At 53.4% G+C, this 15,159-nt stretch carries 14 protein-coding genes; 7 read left to right on the forward strand and 7 right to left on the reverse strand.

The features are described from left to right. Positions 1 to 99: 99 nt before the first annotated feature. From RTK01_RS11825 to RTK01_RS11840, 4 genes are all read right to left on the reverse strand, one after another. Complete coding sequence (locus RTK01_RS11825; RefSeq protein ID WP_312281168.1) at positions 100 to 297, reverse strand: hypothetical protein; 198 nt, start codon at positions 295 to 297, stop codon at positions 100 to 102. Between the two features lie 106 nt (positions 298 to 403). Continuing rightward, positions 404 to 724 carry a hypothetical protein gene (locus RTK01_RS11830; RefSeq protein ID WP_312281169.1) on the reverse strand — a complete coding sequence of 107 codons (321 nt, stop codon included), beginning with the start codon at positions 722 to 724 and terminating at the stop codon, positions 404 to 406. 51 nt (positions 725 to 775) lie between these two features. Next, positions 776 to 1,558, reverse strand: coding sequence for a DUF6551 family protein (locus RTK01_RS11835; RefSeq protein WP_312281170.1), 783 nt, complete (start codon positions 1,556 to 1,558; stop codon positions 776 to 778). Further along, the gene (locus RTK01_RS11840) at positions 1,555 to 2,430 is read right to left on the reverse strand and encodes a hypothetical protein (protein WP_312281171.1); all 876 of its coding nucleotides are present in this window, start codon (positions 2,428 to 2,430) and stop codon (positions 1,555 to 1,557) included. Before RTK01_RS11840 ends, RTK01_RS11835 begins: the two co-directional genes overlap by 4 nt. A gap of 48 nt (positions 2,431 to 2,478) precedes the next feature. Between RTK01_RS11840 and RTK01_RS11845 the strand changes: the two genes are divergently transcribed. After that, the gene (locus tag RTK01_RS11845; protein WP_312281172.1) at positions 2,479 to 2,784 is read left to right on the forward strand and encodes a hypothetical protein; all 306 of its coding nucleotides are present in this window, start codon (positions 2,479 to 2,481) and stop codon (positions 2,782 to 2,784) included. 107 nt (positions 2,785 to 2,891) lie between these two features. Here the strand turns inward: RTK01_RS11845 and RTK01_RS11850 are convergent, their stop codons facing one another. Beyond that, the gene (locus RTK01_RS11850; RefSeq protein WP_312281173.1) at positions 2,892 to 3,056 is read right to left on the reverse strand and encodes a hypothetical protein; all 165 of its coding nucleotides are present in this window, start codon (positions 3,054 to 3,056) and stop codon (positions 2,892 to 2,894) included. 421 nt (positions 3,057 to 3,477) lie between these two features. Here RTK01_RS11850 and RTK01_RS11855 point away from each other — a divergent pair, with 421 nt between their 5' ends. The 3 genes from RTK01_RS11855 to RTK01_RS11865 are packed head-to-tail and all read left to right on the forward strand — an operon-like array spanning position 3,478 to position 5,551. Continuing rightward, complete coding sequence (locus RTK01_RS11855; protein ID WP_312281174.1) at positions 3,478 to 3,849, forward strand: helix-turn-helix transcriptional regulator; 372 nt, start codon at positions 3,478 to 3,480, stop codon at positions 3,847 to 3,849. A gap of 4 nt (positions 3,850 to 3,853) precedes the next feature. Beyond that, entirely contained in the window at positions 3,854 to 4,225 is a 372-nt protein-coding gene (locus tag RTK01_RS11860; RefSeq protein WP_312281175.1) for a hypothetical protein, read from the forward strand. A gap of 6 nt (positions 4,226 to 4,231) precedes the next feature. Continuing rightward, positions 4,232 to 5,551 (forward strand): recombinase family protein, encoded by a 1,320-nt coding sequence (locus RTK01_RS11865; protein ID WP_312281176.1) that lies wholly within the window; start codon positions 4,232 to 4,234, stop codon positions 5,549 to 5,551. A 17-nt stretch (positions 5,552 to 5,568) separates the two neighbouring features. Here RTK01_RS11865 and RTK01_RS11870 read toward each other — a convergent pair whose 3' ends face one another. Continuing rightward, positions 5,569 to 6,645: a YifB family Mg chelatase-like AAA ATPase gene (locus RTK01_RS11870; RefSeq protein WP_312281177.1), complete on the reverse strand. Its 1,077-nt coding sequence runs from the start codon at positions 6,643 to 6,645 to the stop codon at positions 5,569 to 5,571. Positions 6,646 to 7,015: 370 nt separating this feature from the next. Between RTK01_RS11870 and nifJ the strand changes: the two genes are divergently transcribed. Next, positions 7,016 to 10,675, forward strand: coding sequence for a pyruvate:ferredoxin (flavodoxin) oxidoreductase (gene nifJ, locus RTK01_RS11875; protein WP_312281178.1), 3,660 nt, complete (start codon positions 7,016 to 7,018; stop codon positions 10,673 to 10,675). 167 nt (positions 10,676 to 10,842) lie between these two features. On the opposite strand, the gene RTK01_RS11880 is transcribed toward nifJ, so the two are convergent. After that, the gene (locus RTK01_RS11880) at positions 10,843 to 12,279 is read right to left on the reverse strand and encodes a sigma 54-interacting transcriptional regulator (protein ID WP_312281179.1); all 1,437 of its coding nucleotides are present in this window, start codon (positions 12,277 to 12,279) and stop codon (positions 10,843 to 10,845) included. 394 nt (positions 12,280 to 12,673) lie between these two features. Here RTK01_RS11880 and RTK01_RS11885 point away from each other — a divergent pair, with 394 nt between their 5' ends. After that, on the forward strand, positions 12,674 to 13,450 hold the full coding sequence (locus RTK01_RS11885) for an enoyl-CoA hydratase-related protein (protein ID WP_312281180.1): 777 nt from the start codon (positions 12,674 to 12,676) through the stop codon (positions 13,448 to 13,450). 45 nt (positions 13,451 to 13,495) lie between these two features. Continuing rightward, positions 13,496 to 15,052 (forward strand): CoA-transferase, encoded by a 1,557-nt coding sequence (locus tag RTK01_RS11890; RefSeq protein WP_312281181.1) that lies wholly within the window; start codon positions 13,496 to 13,498, stop codon positions 15,050 to 15,052. Positions 15,053 to 15,159 lie beyond the last annotated feature (107 nt).

Here is a 15,159-nt window from a genome sequence, read left to right on the forward strand (position 1 = left end):
ATGAAAACCTCCTAATTTTTCTGGGCCGCTCTATGCGGTCGATGATTTTGAAAAACAGATGGACCATGGTGCAGACGCCGACGAGGGTGAAAAAGCAGGTCATGTGGCCTCCTTTAAATGTGTGGAAATATCATCAACAATCCCATGGAGTTGCTCGACGAACTCCTCAATGCCTTCTGGATGCTGCGGAATTTCCACGCTGATCTCTGCTTCCGGTGTCCCGTACTCTTCCCTTTCAAAGCACATAACGTAACGGGAGCCATAGATTTTGTAGGTTAGCGTTTTACTTGTTGCCATTTAGTCCTCCTTTCAAATTTTCATTAAGATGTACCCAACCGTCAAAACCACCAGCGGCATTGCATCATCGAGTAACGGATGCTCCCGGAATGCTCCAATAATCCGATCAATCATTGAGCACCTCCGTAATCAGGTCAAACAATTCTCCCGGCTCCAAATCCCGGATGTCGATTTCGTCCAGAATCCACATTTGCCCGTCGTCCTCCGAGAAGTCGGAATAGCCGTCTACAAGGATGTAATCATCCTCGCTGGCATCAATCCGGGACATTTCGTTGATCGCGTCCTCGGCGCTGTCGAACGTGCCTAAAAACGTCTCGCCGCAGTAGAGGTTGATGCCGTATAGAACGCCGTCTACGACTTGCGGGAACGTGTGCAGAGGGCCTTTGCTTACCATGGTGTCGCGGTCCTGATTGATGATGTATTGCATATAAATACCTCCAAATGTTTTTGCCTGCGCGGGGAGGTATCGGGTGTAGAGTTACAGCAAATCCGGAAGCCGGTTGATGCTGGCGTTAAAGTTATAAGCGTTCAAAATCTGAATGGCATATTTGCGGTCACCGGAGGCAGTTGAAATCTTCGCTTCCCGGATAATCGTCTTCGGGGAGACGCGAGAAAGTTTGCTCACAAGCGTTTTGGACTTGTACTGCTCGCGATAAGCTTTCATAAATAGGTACAGCCCACTCATGATCTCGTGTCTGAAACTCCAAGAATCGCCGCCCCACGCCTCACGCAGAATATGTAAAAACTCGGAATACTCGCGCGGGTCGTTGAAGTCATTGAAAATCTGGAACGCAGTGCTGACGGCTACGATCTTGTTTTTCCCGGCGCTTTTCGTCCAGTCGATTACAACGCCGTTCATCTCGGTCAGCCGAACAAAGTCAACCACAGCTCGGTTCCCGTAATTAAACTCAACCCGCAGCTTATCCATGGCGCTGACCTGCGATGTGGTTCCGTTCTGCTTCACGAACATTTCCGCCGTATCAAGTTCCGTCATCCCGTGAAAGACTTTGCACCGGACAAGGAGATCGTTGTTACGGTTCCGGGCCTTGAGTACCTTCATGGTCATCTGACCGTTGAAGCAGTAATACTTCCCGTTAATTTGCGCCACGCTGATGTCGTTCACCAACCGGGGGTCGAACTCCTTCATGATCTTTCGGAACTGAGCGTCACGCTTATTCACGTCCCGCTGTGCGCTGGGATTCACAATAATTTCCTTTGTAGACAGTTGCTTATACTCAAAATCTGTGGTATTCTTAGTCATGAGATAATCCCCCTTAATTTTTTGATAGCCGTTTCTGCTTCCGACAGAGCGGCTTCAATTTTTCCTTTGCAATCAGGTTGCTGAACCATGGTGCTGTGAAAAACCAATGTATCTTTGAAGTTCTTAAAAAAGGTTTCCGTGCAAGCGTCCAGCTCCATTTTCAAATCGTCGGAGTTGTATTCTGCGCAAGTGGATTCAATAATTACTGGTTCTTTTTCAACCTCCTTTTTGATCGGCTGTACTCGCTCTCCATTTTGGATTGCCTGTACGGCCTTTTTGCGTTCCGGTTCCTCCATCTTTGGAAGGGAGGCTATAACGGATTTCGGGGCCTTGATAGTTCCGGTTAGGACGGAATCCTTGAATCCGGGAACCACCTCTTCGGCGGAATCGAGGCCGTGTGAAAACTCAACGGCGGACTTTACGGCCCCTTCTGTGATGCCGTGAGCTTTGGCCACAATGGACCGGGTGGGTGTTTTGGATTTTGGAATCTGGAGGTTTTCGCCAGATTCCATTTTTGTGTATTGGTTTCCAGTGTGTTCCCCCACCGTCTTCCTTTGCGCGTCGTATTCCTGCGCAATAAGTACCACTCTTTGCTCATCGGTGATGCTCCTGCGGCCTAGCTGGTTCCGGCACATCCAAACGATAGCGGCCCATTTGTCGGGGAAATCCATTAATGTAGTGGTATAAGGAATCTCCGGGTGCTTCTGGATGATAGCCCATCTGTTATGCCCGTCTATGATAGTTCCGTCCCATACAACAAGAGGGTCCCGGACCTTCCCGTCTTTGGTAATGTTGTCCTCCAACTGGCTAAACTCCTGTGCCGTCAGCGGAGGGATTTTGTCCCGAAATTCCGGGTCAATTTTAAGCTGCATATTGATTGACCTTTCATGTGGTGGTAAGATTTAGGAGAGGTGATTTTAATGGCTTTTACGCCGCCAATGCAGTTCCCTAAGCCGCCCAAACTGACGGGCGAAGAATCGGAAGAACTAAAGTCTTCCGAGGTAGAGAATCCACGCGTTGCAAAGTACACTGAAAAATACCGTTCATGGGAAGATCAAAAGGCCAAGGAGGTGTCCGAAGAGAGCGCCAACGAGAAGCGCGTAAAGCGTGCGAATTTTCTTCTCGATCTGCTCAAGGCGTTTATTGGTGGCGTTTCTGTCCTCATCGTTGAACACTTCACGGACATTGTTAGGTTTTTTCAATCGCTGTTACCTCCTGCTATCTGAAAAAGATTGATGCAGCCGCAATCAGCCATGTAAGAATCCAGCACCACCACGGCGGGCCGTCGGTTGCATCTGCAAGCCAATGCCAAAAGTTTTTCATACGTCTCCTTTCATTTCGTTGGTATGTAGCCGGGGTCTATCATTGAGAATGGGATGCGTTTTTCTTCATCGGGAGTCTTTTTCCGCACGGTAATTTTTGTAACCTCATACCCTGCGTTCTCGTAGCAGCACCGAACAAGAAATTCAATCGCTCTCTTCGCAGCTTCTTCACTCATACAGCGCTCTCCTTTTCGGGCAACTCCGCAAGTTCAAGAATTTCACTGATTGCGCTAATAATCTTCGGCGTAGCCAGCTTCCCGGTCTGAATTTTAGAGAGATATGATCGGTCAAAATAAAGCCCAGTCTTTTCGGAAACTCTCTCAATCAGCCACGCTTGCGTGTGCCCGATATCAATTAAGCGCTTCTTGATGTCCTTCCCGAACGGCGTAAGTACATCGTTTTTAATAGATTTCACCTTCTTTCGTGTTTTGTGTTGACATTTACGCTATTGTGTAATATATTGTATGTGCTACCATCAATATATAACTCGAATGCGTATGTCATGACTTGATATTACTACGCACTCGAGTAATAGTCAAGCGCAAATTACTATACAATCGCGTAATCTGCGTTTTGACCAAAAAAGGAGTGCAACGCATGGCAGATTTATACAACACACTTTCTGCGCTTTGCCGTGAGCGAGGGATTACGGGCTATAAAATGTGCAAAGACGTAGGCATTCAGCCCAGCATTATGACGGACTTAAAGATGGGCCGCAGAAAAGGGGTCAACGCAGAAACCGCAGATAAAATAGCTTCTTATTTTGGCGTAAGCGTTGGCTACTTACTTGGAACGGAGCAAAAAGAAAAGCCCTCCGTCGATAATGACGAAGAGCTAGATAAGTTATTGGAAATGTACCGCACCCGCCCGGAATGCCGGATGCTATTTTCGTTAGCTGCTGGGGCGACGGTGGAAGACGTGAAAAAAGCCGCAGCCATTATTGAGGCCATTAGAAAGGTCGAGGAATGACAGTATGTGGACGCCTGATTATTTTATTCGCTATATAGACTTTCCTGCGAGTGTCGAGGGTGTCACCATACCGAACAATGACGGAACTTTTGACATCTATATAAATCAAAGGCTATGCCCCAAAAAACAGCAATTGAAGCTGGCTCACGAGATTAGGCATATACGGAACGACCATTTTTACAATGACATTTTGCCGATAAGGGACATAGAAAGAGAGGCGGACGGAGTATCAATAAAGCCTCCTAAGAGACTGCCTGATGTGCTGTTTTACCACCCTGCTGGAAAGATAGCGCTTTTCCACAGTTTAGAGAGCTTGGGGAATTACAGCAGGAACTATGCGAAGCAGTGGAACAGAGAACGCGCCATGAAGGGATGATGAAAAATGCAACGGGTGGCACTATATGTCCGGGTGAGCACTGAAGAGCAAGCGTTGCATGGGCTGTCTATCGAGGCCCAGTCCGAAGCCCTCAATGAATGGGCGAAGGAAAACGGGTGTGAAGTCATTGGGCGATATACTGATGCTGGTATTTCAGCCAGAAAGAAAGCGGCAAAACGTCCCGACCTTCAAAGGCTTTTGGAAGATGTGAGCGCTGGGAAAATTGACTTAATCGTATTTACAAAATTAGATCGGTGGTTCCGCAACATTGCGGAATATTATAAGGTTCAAGAAATTCTTGAAAAATATAATGTTAACTGGAAAACCACCTATGAGGACTACGACACGTCCACTGCCGCGGGAAGGCTGAAAATAAATATCATGCTGTCCGTAGCGCAAGACGAAGCAGACCGCACAAGCGAACGAATAAAGGTCGTGTTTGACAACAAAAAACAGCGAAAGGAGCCGGTGAGCGGGCGAGTTCCGTACGGATATCGTATCGAAGGTAAGCGCGTTGTTGTTGACGAGGAGGCGGCCCCCGCTGTACGGGCACTATTTGAGGAATATTTAGCGTCCCATCTTGTTTCTCTAGCGATAATTGCCGCAGAACGCGCAAACGGTAAGAAAATGACGTACAACAGGGCGAAAACAATGTTTAGAAGCCCTGCGTATTACGGAGAGATAAACGGCACGGAGGATATGTGCGAGCCATATATCACGAAAGAGCAATTCTTGGAAATGAAAAAGATAAGGGGCGCGCGGGCAAGAACCGCAACGCAAAATAGGATATATCTTTTTTCAGGAATTCTGTTTTGCGGAGATTGCGGACACAGGATGGCTGCGAGAACGCATCGCGAAAGGCAGGCGTATAATTGCTCACATCATTATCTTGGCGGGGAATGTTCCAATAAGGTTAATATTAGTGAAAAAGACATAGAAAAATTCCTGCTTGAAAATGCAGACACTGAATTAAAAAAATATATTACGGATGCCAAATCAAAAAACGTGGAGAAGACGAACCCTGATATAAATATATCTTCAATTAAGCGCAAACTGTCACGATTGAAGGATTTGTATGTGAACGAAATGATAGATATTGATGCCTACAAAAAAGATTATAATTTATATAAATCGAAAATTGCCGAAGCAGAAGCGGCAGCGCCCCCGGAGACGGTAGATATTGATGCCATAAAGCGATTTTTTTGCAATGGATGGAAGTCCACATATGAGAGCCTAACAACCATTCAAAAACGCAAGTTTTGGATAACGGCAATAAGTGAAATTCGTGTATCTCCAGATAGAAGTATCTGTTTTTCTTTTCGCTAATGGCTACTTTATATTCATCATCCGGTCGGGTGCCCCTTCCAGCCGCAGCGGCAGGGGTTCATGGCACAGATCAACTGAAATCCCGCGGGCAGGCGCAAGATTCCCCCCGCCCGGGCCACGGTGACTTCCCCGTCTTCAAGTGGCTGGCGCATGGCTTCCAGCACATCCCGGTGAAATTCCGGAAGCTCGTCTAAAAATAAAACGCCGTTGTGGGCCAGAGACATCTCCCCCGGCCGCAGGGCCGGACCGCCGCCGCTGAGGGCCACGGCGGAAGAGGTATGATGGGGCGCCCGGAAGGGTCGCCGGGACAAAAGGGGCCTGCCCGGGTCCGTCAGCCCCGCCACAGACCAGATGCCGGAGACGGCCAAAGCCTCGTCCCGGGTCATATCCGGCAGGATAGAGGGCAGGCGCTTTGCCAGCATAGACTTTCCCGAGCCGGGAGAGCCGATCAACAGCAGATTATGCCCCCCGGCGGCGGCAATCTCCAACGCCCGCTTTACATTCTCCTGTCCCATCACGTCCCGCAAATCCGGCAGGGCCTCCGTCTCCTTCTCCAGAAGCCAAGGCTCTGCCGGAGCGATGGGTATTTCGCCGCGAAGGTGGGCCACCAGCGCGGCAACATCCGCCACGCCGTAAACCGTCAGCCCCCCGGCAAGGGTGGCCTCTGCGGCGTTTTCCGCAGGGACAAAGAGCTGCTTCACTCCCGCGTCCCGCGCGGCCATGGCCATGGGCAGCACGCCGCTGACCCCCCGCACCGCACCGGTGAGGGACAGCTCGCCCAGAAACGCCGCGTCGGCCGGAAGCCGTTTTAGTTCCTCCGCCGCGGCCAGAATGCCAATAAAAATAGGTAAATCGTATACCGTTCCCGCCTTTTTCCGGTTGGCGGGGGCCAGATTCACCGTGATGCGGCTGACGGGAAATTTCACTCCGCAGTTTTTCACCGCCGCCCGGACCCGCTCCCGGGCCTCCCGCACGGCGGCGTCCGGCAGGCCCACTATGTCAAACGCGGGCAGTCCCCCGGAGAGAAAGCACTCCGCGCTCACCTCGTAGCCGGAAATTCCGTTCAGTCCCAGTGAGCGGATGGACACAACCATGGGTCCACCTCCTAAATCAATTGACGGTAACACCGGGTAAAATACCCGCCCGGACAAGCTCTGCCGCCGTGCGAGGTATGACAAGCGGCAAAGAAGCAGACAGGTAGAAGCTCTCACCAAAAGCAAAAATATTTTACCACAAAACGACGAAGATGGAAACCCTTCCACGAAAAAAGTGTTCAAAAATTGAGAGTTCTTTTGGCCTTTCCGCAGAAAAACAAGATTTTGCCCATAGAATCACAAGGTAAATGTTTACATGGCAAAATCACGGTGCTATAATGACTTTGCACGGATATCGTTCGGGAAAGCGGATTCGTGGCTTCGTTAAAATGCCGCCGCTTGCGGGCGGCAACAATTAGGAGGTAAGCTTATGGCAAGAAAATTTAAGTCCATGGACGGTAATAACGCCGCTGCTTATGTCAGCTACGCGTTTACCGAGGTGGCGGGAATCTATCCGATCACCCCGTCGTCCCCCATGGCAGACTTGGTGGACCAGTGGTCCGCCGCTGGGCAGAAAAACATCTTCGGCACCAAAGTGAAGGTGGTGGAGATGCAGTCCGAGGCAGGTGCCTCCGGCACCGTCCACGGCTCCCTGACTGCCGGCGCCCTGACCACCACCTACACCGCCTCTCAGGGCTTGCTGCTGATGATCCCCAACATGTATAAGATGGCAGGCGAACTGCTGCCCGCTGTGTTTCATGTCTCCGCCCGAACGGTTTCCACCCACGCGCTGAACATCTTCGGCGACCATTCCGACGTGATGGCCTGCCGGGCCAGCGGCTTTGCCCTGCTGTGCGAGGGCAATGTGCAGGAGGTCATGGATCTCAGCCCCGTGGCGCATCTGGCCTCGATTGAGGGCCGTGTTCCCTTTGTGAACTTCTTCGATGGCTTCCGTACCTCTCACGAGGTGCAGAAGGTTGCCGTGTGGGATTACGAAGACCTGAAGGAAATGTGCAACATGGGCTCTGTGGACGCGTTCCGTAAGCACGCGCTGAATCCCGAGCGCCCCACCACCCGCGGCTCTCACGAGAACGGCGACATTTTCTTCCAGCATCGCGAGGCCTGCAACCAGTATTATGACTCTCTGCCCGCCGTGGTTGAAAAATACATGGGCAAAATCAACGAGAAGCTGGGCACCGATTATCAGCTCTTCAACTACTATGGCGCGGCCGACGCCGACCGCGTGATCATTGCCATGGGCTCCATCTGCGACGTGACCGAGGAAGTCATCGACTATCTCAACGCGCACGGCGAGAAGGTCGGCCTTTTGAAGGTCCGGCTGTACCGTCCCTTCGCCCCCGAGAAAATGCTGGCCGCCATCCCCGCCACGGCGAAGAAAATTGCCGTGCTGGACCGCACCAAGGAGCCCGGCTCTCAGGGCGAGCCCCTGTATATGGACGTGGTCACCGCCTTTGCAAACGCCGGCCGTGAGGCCGAGATCATCGGCGGCCGGTATGGCCTTGGCAGCAAGGATACCCCGCCCCGCAGCGTCTTCGCCGTGTATGAAGAGCTGCAAAAGGCCCAACCCCGCCGCCAGTTCACCATCGGCATCGTGGACGACGTTACCAATCTTAGCCTGCCTGAGAAGGACGTGCCCTCCACCGCCGCTGCGGGAACCATTGAGTGCAAGTTCTGGGGGCTTGGCGGCGACGGTACCGTGGGCGCCAATAAAAACTCCATCAAAATCATCGGCGATCATACCGATAAATATATTCAGGCCTACTTCCAGTATGACTCCAAGAAGACCGGCGGCGTGACCATCAGCCACCTGCGCTTCGGCGACAAGGCCATCCGCAGCCCGTACTATATCAACAAGGCCGACTTTGTGGCCTGCCATGTTCCGGCCTATATCACCAAGGGCTTCCCCATCGTGCGGGACGTGAAGCCCGGCGGCACCTTCTTCATCAACTGCCAGTGGAGCGATGAGGAGCTGGCCGAGAAGCTGGACGCCTCCTCCAAGCGCTATATTGCCGAGAATAACATTCAGGTCTATACCATCGACGCCATTGATCTGGCCGCCAAGATCGGCATGGGCAAGCGCACCAACACCATTCTTCAGTCCGCATTCTTCTCTCTGGCAAAGGTTTTGCCCGGAGAAGAGGCCATGGGCTATATGAAGGACGCCGCCACCCACTCCTACCTGAAAAAGGGACAGGACGTGGTGGATATGAACCACAAGGCCATCGACATGGGCGCCACCGCCTACAAGAAGTTTAACGTCCCCGCCGACTGGAAGGACGCAGCAAAGGCCACCGAAGCGAAACACGCCGAGGGCGCGCCCGCGCTTGTCAAGCAGGTAGAGGACATTCTGTGGCCCGTGGGCAAGATGGACGGCGACAGCCTGCCCGTCTCCGCCTTCCTGCCTCATGTGGACGGTCAGTTTGAGCTGGGCGCAGCCGCTTACGAGAAGCGCGGCGTCGCCGTCAGCGTTCCCACCTGGGATCAGGTGAAGTGCATCCAGTGCAACCAGTGCTCCTATGTCTGCCCCCATGCCACCATCCGTTCCTTCGCTTTGACGGAGGAAGAGGCCGCTGCCGCTCCCGCCGCCATGAAGATGGCCGACGTGAAAGTGGGCAAGGGCAAGGGCGTTTATAAGTTCGCCATCTCTATCTCCCCGCTGGACTGCATGGGCTGCGGCGTTTGCGTGAAGCAGTGCCCCGCCGGTGCGCTGAGCATGGTTTCTCAGGAGCAGGAGGCTCCCCAGCAGGAGGTCTTTAACTACTGCGTCTCCGAAGTCTCCATCAAGAAGGACATGCAGGACAACACCGTCAAGGGCAGTCAGTTCCGCCAGCCTCTGCTGGAATTCTCCGGCTCCTGCGCCGGCTGCGCCGAAACCAGCTATGCCCGTCTGGTCACCCAGTTGTACGGCGACCGGATGTATATTGCCAACGCCACCGGCTGCTCCTCCATCTGGGGCGGTCCCGCAGCCACCTCTCCTTACTGCGTGAACAAGGAGGGTCACGGCCCCGCGTGGGCAAACTCCCTGTTTGAAGACAACGCGGAGTTCGGCCTTGGTATGTATCTGGGCCAGAACGCCATCCGCAACAGCCTGAAGGAAAAGACACAGGCTCTCATTGCCGTGGAATACGCCCAGCCCTTTGTGAAAGAAGCAGCACAGGCATGGCTGGATGGCATAGAAGACAGCACCGCCAGTGCCGAGGCGTCCGAGAAGTATATCGCCGCTTTGAAGTGCGGTATTTTGGGTGTGGATGAAGCTGTTGAATTTATGAGCAGTCCCGTCGCCAAGGAGAAGTTCGGTGCGCAGCAGGTTGAAATGCTGGAGCACATGAAGGGGCTGAAGGCTGCGGGCAAGACCCAGTGCGACTGCGAAGCCTGCACGCTGGCCACGGAGATTCTGGCTCAGAGCGAGTATCTCACCAAGAAATCCACCTGGATCTTCGGCGGTGACGGCTGGGCCTATGACATCGGCTTCGGCGGTCTGGACCACGTTCTGGCTTCCGGCAACGACGTGAACGTCTTTGTCTTCGATACCGAGGTTTATTCCAACACCGGCGGGCAGGCTTCCAAGGCCTCCAGCATCGGTCAGGTGGCTCAGTTCGCCGCCGCCGGCAAGGAAGTCAAGAAGAAGTCTCTGGCCGAGATTGCCATGAGCTATGGCTATGTGTACGTGGCGCAGGTGGCCATGGGCGCCAACCCCGCCCAGACCCTCAAGGCCATTCAGGAGGCCGAGGCCTATCCCGGCCCGTCCCTCATCATCGGCTATTCCCCCTGCGAGATGCACTCCATCAAGGGCGGCATGACCAACTGCCAGGTGGAGATGAAGAAGGCCGTGGAATGCGGCTACTGGAACCTGTTCCGGTTCAACCCCGCCGCCGAAGGCGCGAAGTTTACTCTGGATTCCAAGGAGCCCGCAGGCGGCTATCAGGACTTCCTGATGAGCGAGGCCCGTTATTCCCGCTTGACCCGCGAGTTCCCAGACCGCGCCGACGCCCTGTTCGCCAGAAGCGAGGACGCCGCCAAGGCGCGCTATGACAAGCTGGTGAAGCTGAAGTCCCTGTACGCCGAGTAAGGTTCGGTTTTCCACGGCTCGAGCTTACCAAAAAGCACCGCTCCGTGAAAAGCAATTTTCTCTAATTTAAAACGGAGGCTCCCGGCTTAAAAGCCGGGAGCCTCCGTTATTACTAAAAGAATCTGCAAGCCCCGCCGTTTCCCGCAGACTTGCGCGCTCCGGCTGCCTTACCTGACGTATTTTGCAATTTTGCGCACTGCGGTGGCCTGGGAGATGCCCAGCCGCTTCGCCACACCCACGGTCGTACCCATAAGTCCGTAGGCCTCCCGCACAATCTGACCCTCGTAGGCATCCAGCCGTTCCTGTAATGTTGCGGAGTGAGCTGTCCTCCCATCCTCCGCCGGGGCAGTTTGGGCGGCAAACTCGGAGGGCAGCGCCGACACGTCGATCACAGGGTCCTGCACCGTAATGGCCAGACGCTCCATCAGGTTTTCCAACTGGCGCACGTTTCCGGGCCATGGGTACATTTCCAGAAAGTTTAAAAATCTGGGGCTGAAGGTCAGTTCCTTTCTGTACTCCCGGTTAAACCGCGTCAGGAACTGATAGGCCATGGGCAGCACGTCCTCCTTCCGCTCTCGCAGGGGAGGAATCTGCATCCGAATCACGTTGAGCCTGTAAAACAGATCCGAGCGAAACAGCCCGTCCGCCACATCCTTCTCAAGATTCCGGTTCGTAGCCACGATCAGCCGGAAATCCAGCACGATCTTCCGATTGCCGGAAACGCGCTCAATAGTCTTATCCTGAATCAGTTGCAGCAGCTTGGACTGCAAGGCCGTAGGCAGCTCCCCAATCTCGTCGAGAAACAGCGTGCCATGGTTGGCCAGCTCAATCTTGCCGATTTTACCCCCGGAGGACGCGCCGGTAAACGCGCCCTTCTCATAGCCAAACAGCTCCGACTCAATGAGATTTTCATGCAGCACGGCGCAGTTGACCTCAATGAACGGGCCGGTGGAAAAATCGCTCATTTTATGAATCATTTTTGCGATAGCGCTCTTGCCAACGCCCGTCTCTCCAGTAATCAAAATGTTGGCCCGGGTGTTGGCGGTATTCTGCATCAGAATGAGGAGCTTTTGCATCGCGGGACTTTTGAACAGCAGGTCCGCCGCCGCCATGTTCTTTGCCCGTAAGTCGGCCAGCTCCTGAGAATATTGCTGCACAGATTCCTGAAGCCGCTGGTAATTGCGCTGAATGGTGTTGATCTGCTCCATGGACAGCGTGTTGAAGCAGGCGGCATACTTAAGTTTGCCCTGATTGTCAAACAAGGGAATCCCCACGGTCAACACATTCTTATTGATATGGTTTACCGTCTGCACCGTCATGATCTTCCGCTTCTCGCGAATAATCTGCGCGGTGATGCAGGGCTGAAAGGTCCCGTCCTTCTCCAGATCAAACACCGATTTCCCCACAATGGAGCCGGGCGCAAACCCAAAGTTTTTTTCATAGGACTTGCTCACCCGCAGAATCGTTCCGTCCGCGGCGGAAAGCATCATGTCGTCTGCAGAAACCAAATTGTTTTCCGGATTGATGATTTCAAAAAGCCCTTGTAAATTGATGTCCTGTTCGGCCAGGAAATCCTGTATATCCATTCCCTGGTACCCACTCATATCGATCAAGCTCCTCTCAGTCCTCCTATGCTTTTTCTATTCATATATGATTGTACCATATTCACAAATGAATAGAAAGAGGGAAGAGCTACTTTTTAACGTTTACATAGCCAAATCAGCTTCTCGAATTTTGTAAGAATTCACAAATTGCTGATAACTTAGTTTGTTTTAACTTTATTCACTTTTGAATTGCGACTTCTTTTTTACTGAATAGCTGCTATAAAATTAGTTAAACTTGTCAAATTTTGTTGCATATGCGACCAAGGTTTTCCAAATACTTTGTGAATCCTTTTTAAACTCTTGTAATTTCCATTGCTTTTCTGGCACGTATTTTGCTAGAATATAAAGCAGAAGGATTCGCTCATTCAAAACGCATTGAAAAGGAGGGTTTTAATTGTACACTACTATTCGCTATGAAGTAAAAGACAGTGTAGGAATTGCCACCATTAACCGGCCCGAGGCTTTGAACGCCCTGAATTCCACGGTGATCGAGGAGCTTTCGACACTGGTAAACGAGATAGAGAACGACAAAGCACTGAGGGCGCTCGTTATCACCGGGGAGGGCCGTTCTTTTGTGGCCGGAGCCGACATTGCCGAGCAGTGCCCCTTGGATTTGGCCGGAGGCCGGGCCTGGGGCCGCAGGGGTTCCGCTCTGTTCCGCAAAATTGAGCTGCTGGAGATTCCCACCATTGCTGCGGTAAACGGCTTTGCTCTGGGCGGCGGCTGCGAGCTGGCCATGGCCTGCGACATCATTCTCGCCTCTGAAAAGGCAAAATTCGGCCAGCCCGAGGTGGGCCTTGGCATCACTCCGGGCTTTTCCGGCACCCAGCGTCTGGCGCGCCGTATCGGCGCGGCAAGAGCCAAGGAACTGATTTTCTCCGGCAAGATGATTAAGGCCGACGAAGCAAAAGAAGTGGGTCTTGTCAACGCCGTCCACGCCCCTGAGGCGCTGATGGATGCGGCTTTGGAGATGGCGCAGTCCTTCGCGAAAAACGCGCCGATTGCCGTCAAATACTCCAAGGCCTGCATCGACCGGGGTCTTCAGACGGATTTGGACAGCGGCATTGCCATGGAAAACGAGCTGTTTGCCATGTGCTTTGGTACGGAGGATCAGAAAGAAGGCATGACCGCTTTCCTGGAAAAGCGTCCTGCACAGTTCAAAAACAAGTAAGCTGCCAACCTGCGTAATTTTGACAAATACGAGGGGTACACTGCTATGAAAAAAGTCAGGATTCTCACCGCCGGGCAGGCGGCTGAACTGGTCCGGGACGGGGACACCATCGCAACCGGAGGCTTTGTCAGCTGCGCCTGTCCCGAGGCGCTTTCCAAAGCGCTGGAGCAGCGGTTTCTGGAAACGGGCCACCCCCGGGACCTGACGCTGTTTTTCGCAGCCGGACAGGGCCATCGGGACGGCACCGGCGGCGACCACTACGGGCACGAGGGTCTGGTCCGCCGGGTGATCGGCGGCCACTGGGACCGGGCGCCAAGGCTTGGCGACCTTGCCCTTGCAAACAAAATCGAGGCGTATAACCTGCCGCAGGGCGTAATTTCCCATATGTACCGGGACATTGCAGGCCACAACATCGGCACCATTACCACCGTGGGGCTTTACACCTTTGCCGACCCCCGCAACGGCGGCGGCAAGCTGAACGAGCACACCAAGGAGGATTTGGTCAAGGTCATCCAGATAGAAGGTCAGGAACGCCTGCTCTACAAGTCTTTTCCCATCAACGTGGTATTCCTGCGGGCAAGCTATGCCGATGAATACGGCAACTGCACGGTCCACCGGGAAATTGGCCCCATCGACGTGACCGCCATGGCGCAGGCCTGCAAAAACTCGGGCGGAAAAGTCATTGTTCAGGTTGAGAAGGTTGTTCAGGGCGGTTCTTTGGATCCGAAGCTTGTGGCCATTCCCGGCATCTACGTGGACTCCATTGTGGTGGGCTCCGTTCAGGACAACGAGCAATGCCTTGGTATGCCCTATGACGGTGCGCTTACCGGCGAGTTCCGCATCCCCGTGGACGCCATTCCCTCGATCCCCTTGGATGCCAAAAAAATTATTGCCCGTCGAGCCGCCATGGAGTTGCCGCAGGACGCGGTGGTGAACCTTGGCACCGGCGCGCCGGAGAAAATTGCCAATGTGGCCGCAGAGGAAGGCATTTCCGACCAGTTGACGCTGACGGTGGAGGCCGGTTCTATTGCGGGCATCCCCTACGGGGGGACCCAGTTTGGCGCGGCGGCAAACTCCATGGCAATTCTGCCCCACAACGTGCAGTTCGATTTTTACCACGGCGGCGGGCTGGACGTGGCCTTTCTGGGCCTTGCCGAGACGGCGCCCAGCGGTGATCTGAACGTTTCCAAGTTCGGCTCCCGGCTGGCCGGAGCGGGCGGCTTCATCGATATTACACAAAATGCCAAGAAGGTCGTCTTCTGCGGCACGTTTACCGCCAAGGGCCTTGAAACCGACTGCCGGGACGGCCATCTGGTGATTGCCCGGGAGGGCGCGAAAAAGAAATTTGTCAAAGAAGTGGAGCATATCACCTTCTCCGGCAGATACGCCATTCAAACAGGTCAGCCTGTTTTGTACATCACCGAGCGCGCAGTGTTCGAGCTGCGTCCCGAGGGCGTCACCCTCGTTGAGATTGCTCCCGGCGTGGATTTGCAGACGCAGGTCCTCGACCAGATGGAGTTCATCCCCAAGATCGCGGGAGACTTGAAGCTCATGGACGAGCGCATTTTCCGCGATGAACTGATGGGCCTTGTCAGCAAGTAATCCCTGTCCTTCATTGTCAAAGGTGAAGAACGTTTTATAACCGACTTATTACAGGAGGAATAAAAAAATGGCACTCAAAACAGGAAAAGAATATGTGGAAAGTCTGC

The organism is Oscillibacter sp., from assembly GCF_031978065.1.
GTDB lineage: Bacteria > Bacillota > Clostridia > Oscillospirales > Oscillospiraceae > Oscillibacter.

Bases quoted from the DNA above. Each gene is read 5' to 3' on its own strand.
- RTK01_RS11830 (WP_312281169.1), bottom strand. From the start codon at position 724: ATGCAATACATCATCAATCAGGACCGCGACACCATGGTAAGCAAAGGC.
- RTK01_RS11860 (WP_312281175.1), top strand. From the start codon at position 3,854: ATGTGGACGCCTGATTATTTTATTCGCTATATAGACTTTCCTGCGAGT.
- RTK01_RS11855 (WP_312281174.1), top strand. From the start codon at position 3,478: ATGGCAGATTTATACAACACACTTTCTGCGCTTTGCCGTGAGCGAGGG.
- RTK01_RS11865 (WP_312281176.1), top strand. From the start codon at position 4,232: ATGCAACGGGTGGCACTATATGTCCGGGTGAGCACTGAAGAGCAAGCG.
- RTK01_RS11870 (WP_312281177.1), bottom strand. From the start codon at position 6,645: ATGGTTGTGTCCATCCGCTCACTGGGACTGAACGGAATTTCCGGCTAC.
- RTK01_RS11840 (WP_312281171.1), bottom strand. From the start codon at position 2,430: ATGCAGCTTAAAATTGACCCGGAATTTCGGGACAAAATCCCTCCGCTG.
- RTK01_RS11890 (WP_312281181.1), top strand. From the start codon at position 13,496: ATGAAAAAAGTCAGGATTCTCACCGCCGGGCAGGCGGCTGAACTGGTC.
- RTK01_RS11845 (WP_312281172.1), top strand. From the start codon at position 2,479: ATGGCTTTTACGCCGCCAATGCAGTTCCCTAAGCCGCCCAAACTGACG.
- RTK01_RS11850 (WP_312281173.1), bottom strand. From the start codon at position 3,056: ATGAGTGAAGAAGCTGCGAAGAGAGCGATTGAATTTCTTGTTCGGTGC.
- RTK01_RS11825 (WP_312281168.1), bottom strand. From the start codon at position 297: ATGGCAACAAGTAAAACGCTAACCTACAAAATCTATGGCTCCCGTTAC.
- nifJ (WP_312281178.1), top strand. From the start codon at position 7,016: ATGGCAAGAAAATTTAAGTCCATGGACGGTAATAACGCCGCTGCTTAT.
- RTK01_RS11835 (WP_312281170.1), bottom strand. From the start codon at position 1,558: ATGACTAAGAATACCACAGATTTTGAGTATAAGCAACTGTCTACAAAG.
- RTK01_RS11880 (WP_312281179.1), bottom strand. From the start codon at position 12,279: ATGAGTGGGTACCAGGGAATGGATATACAGGATTTCCTGGCCGAACAG.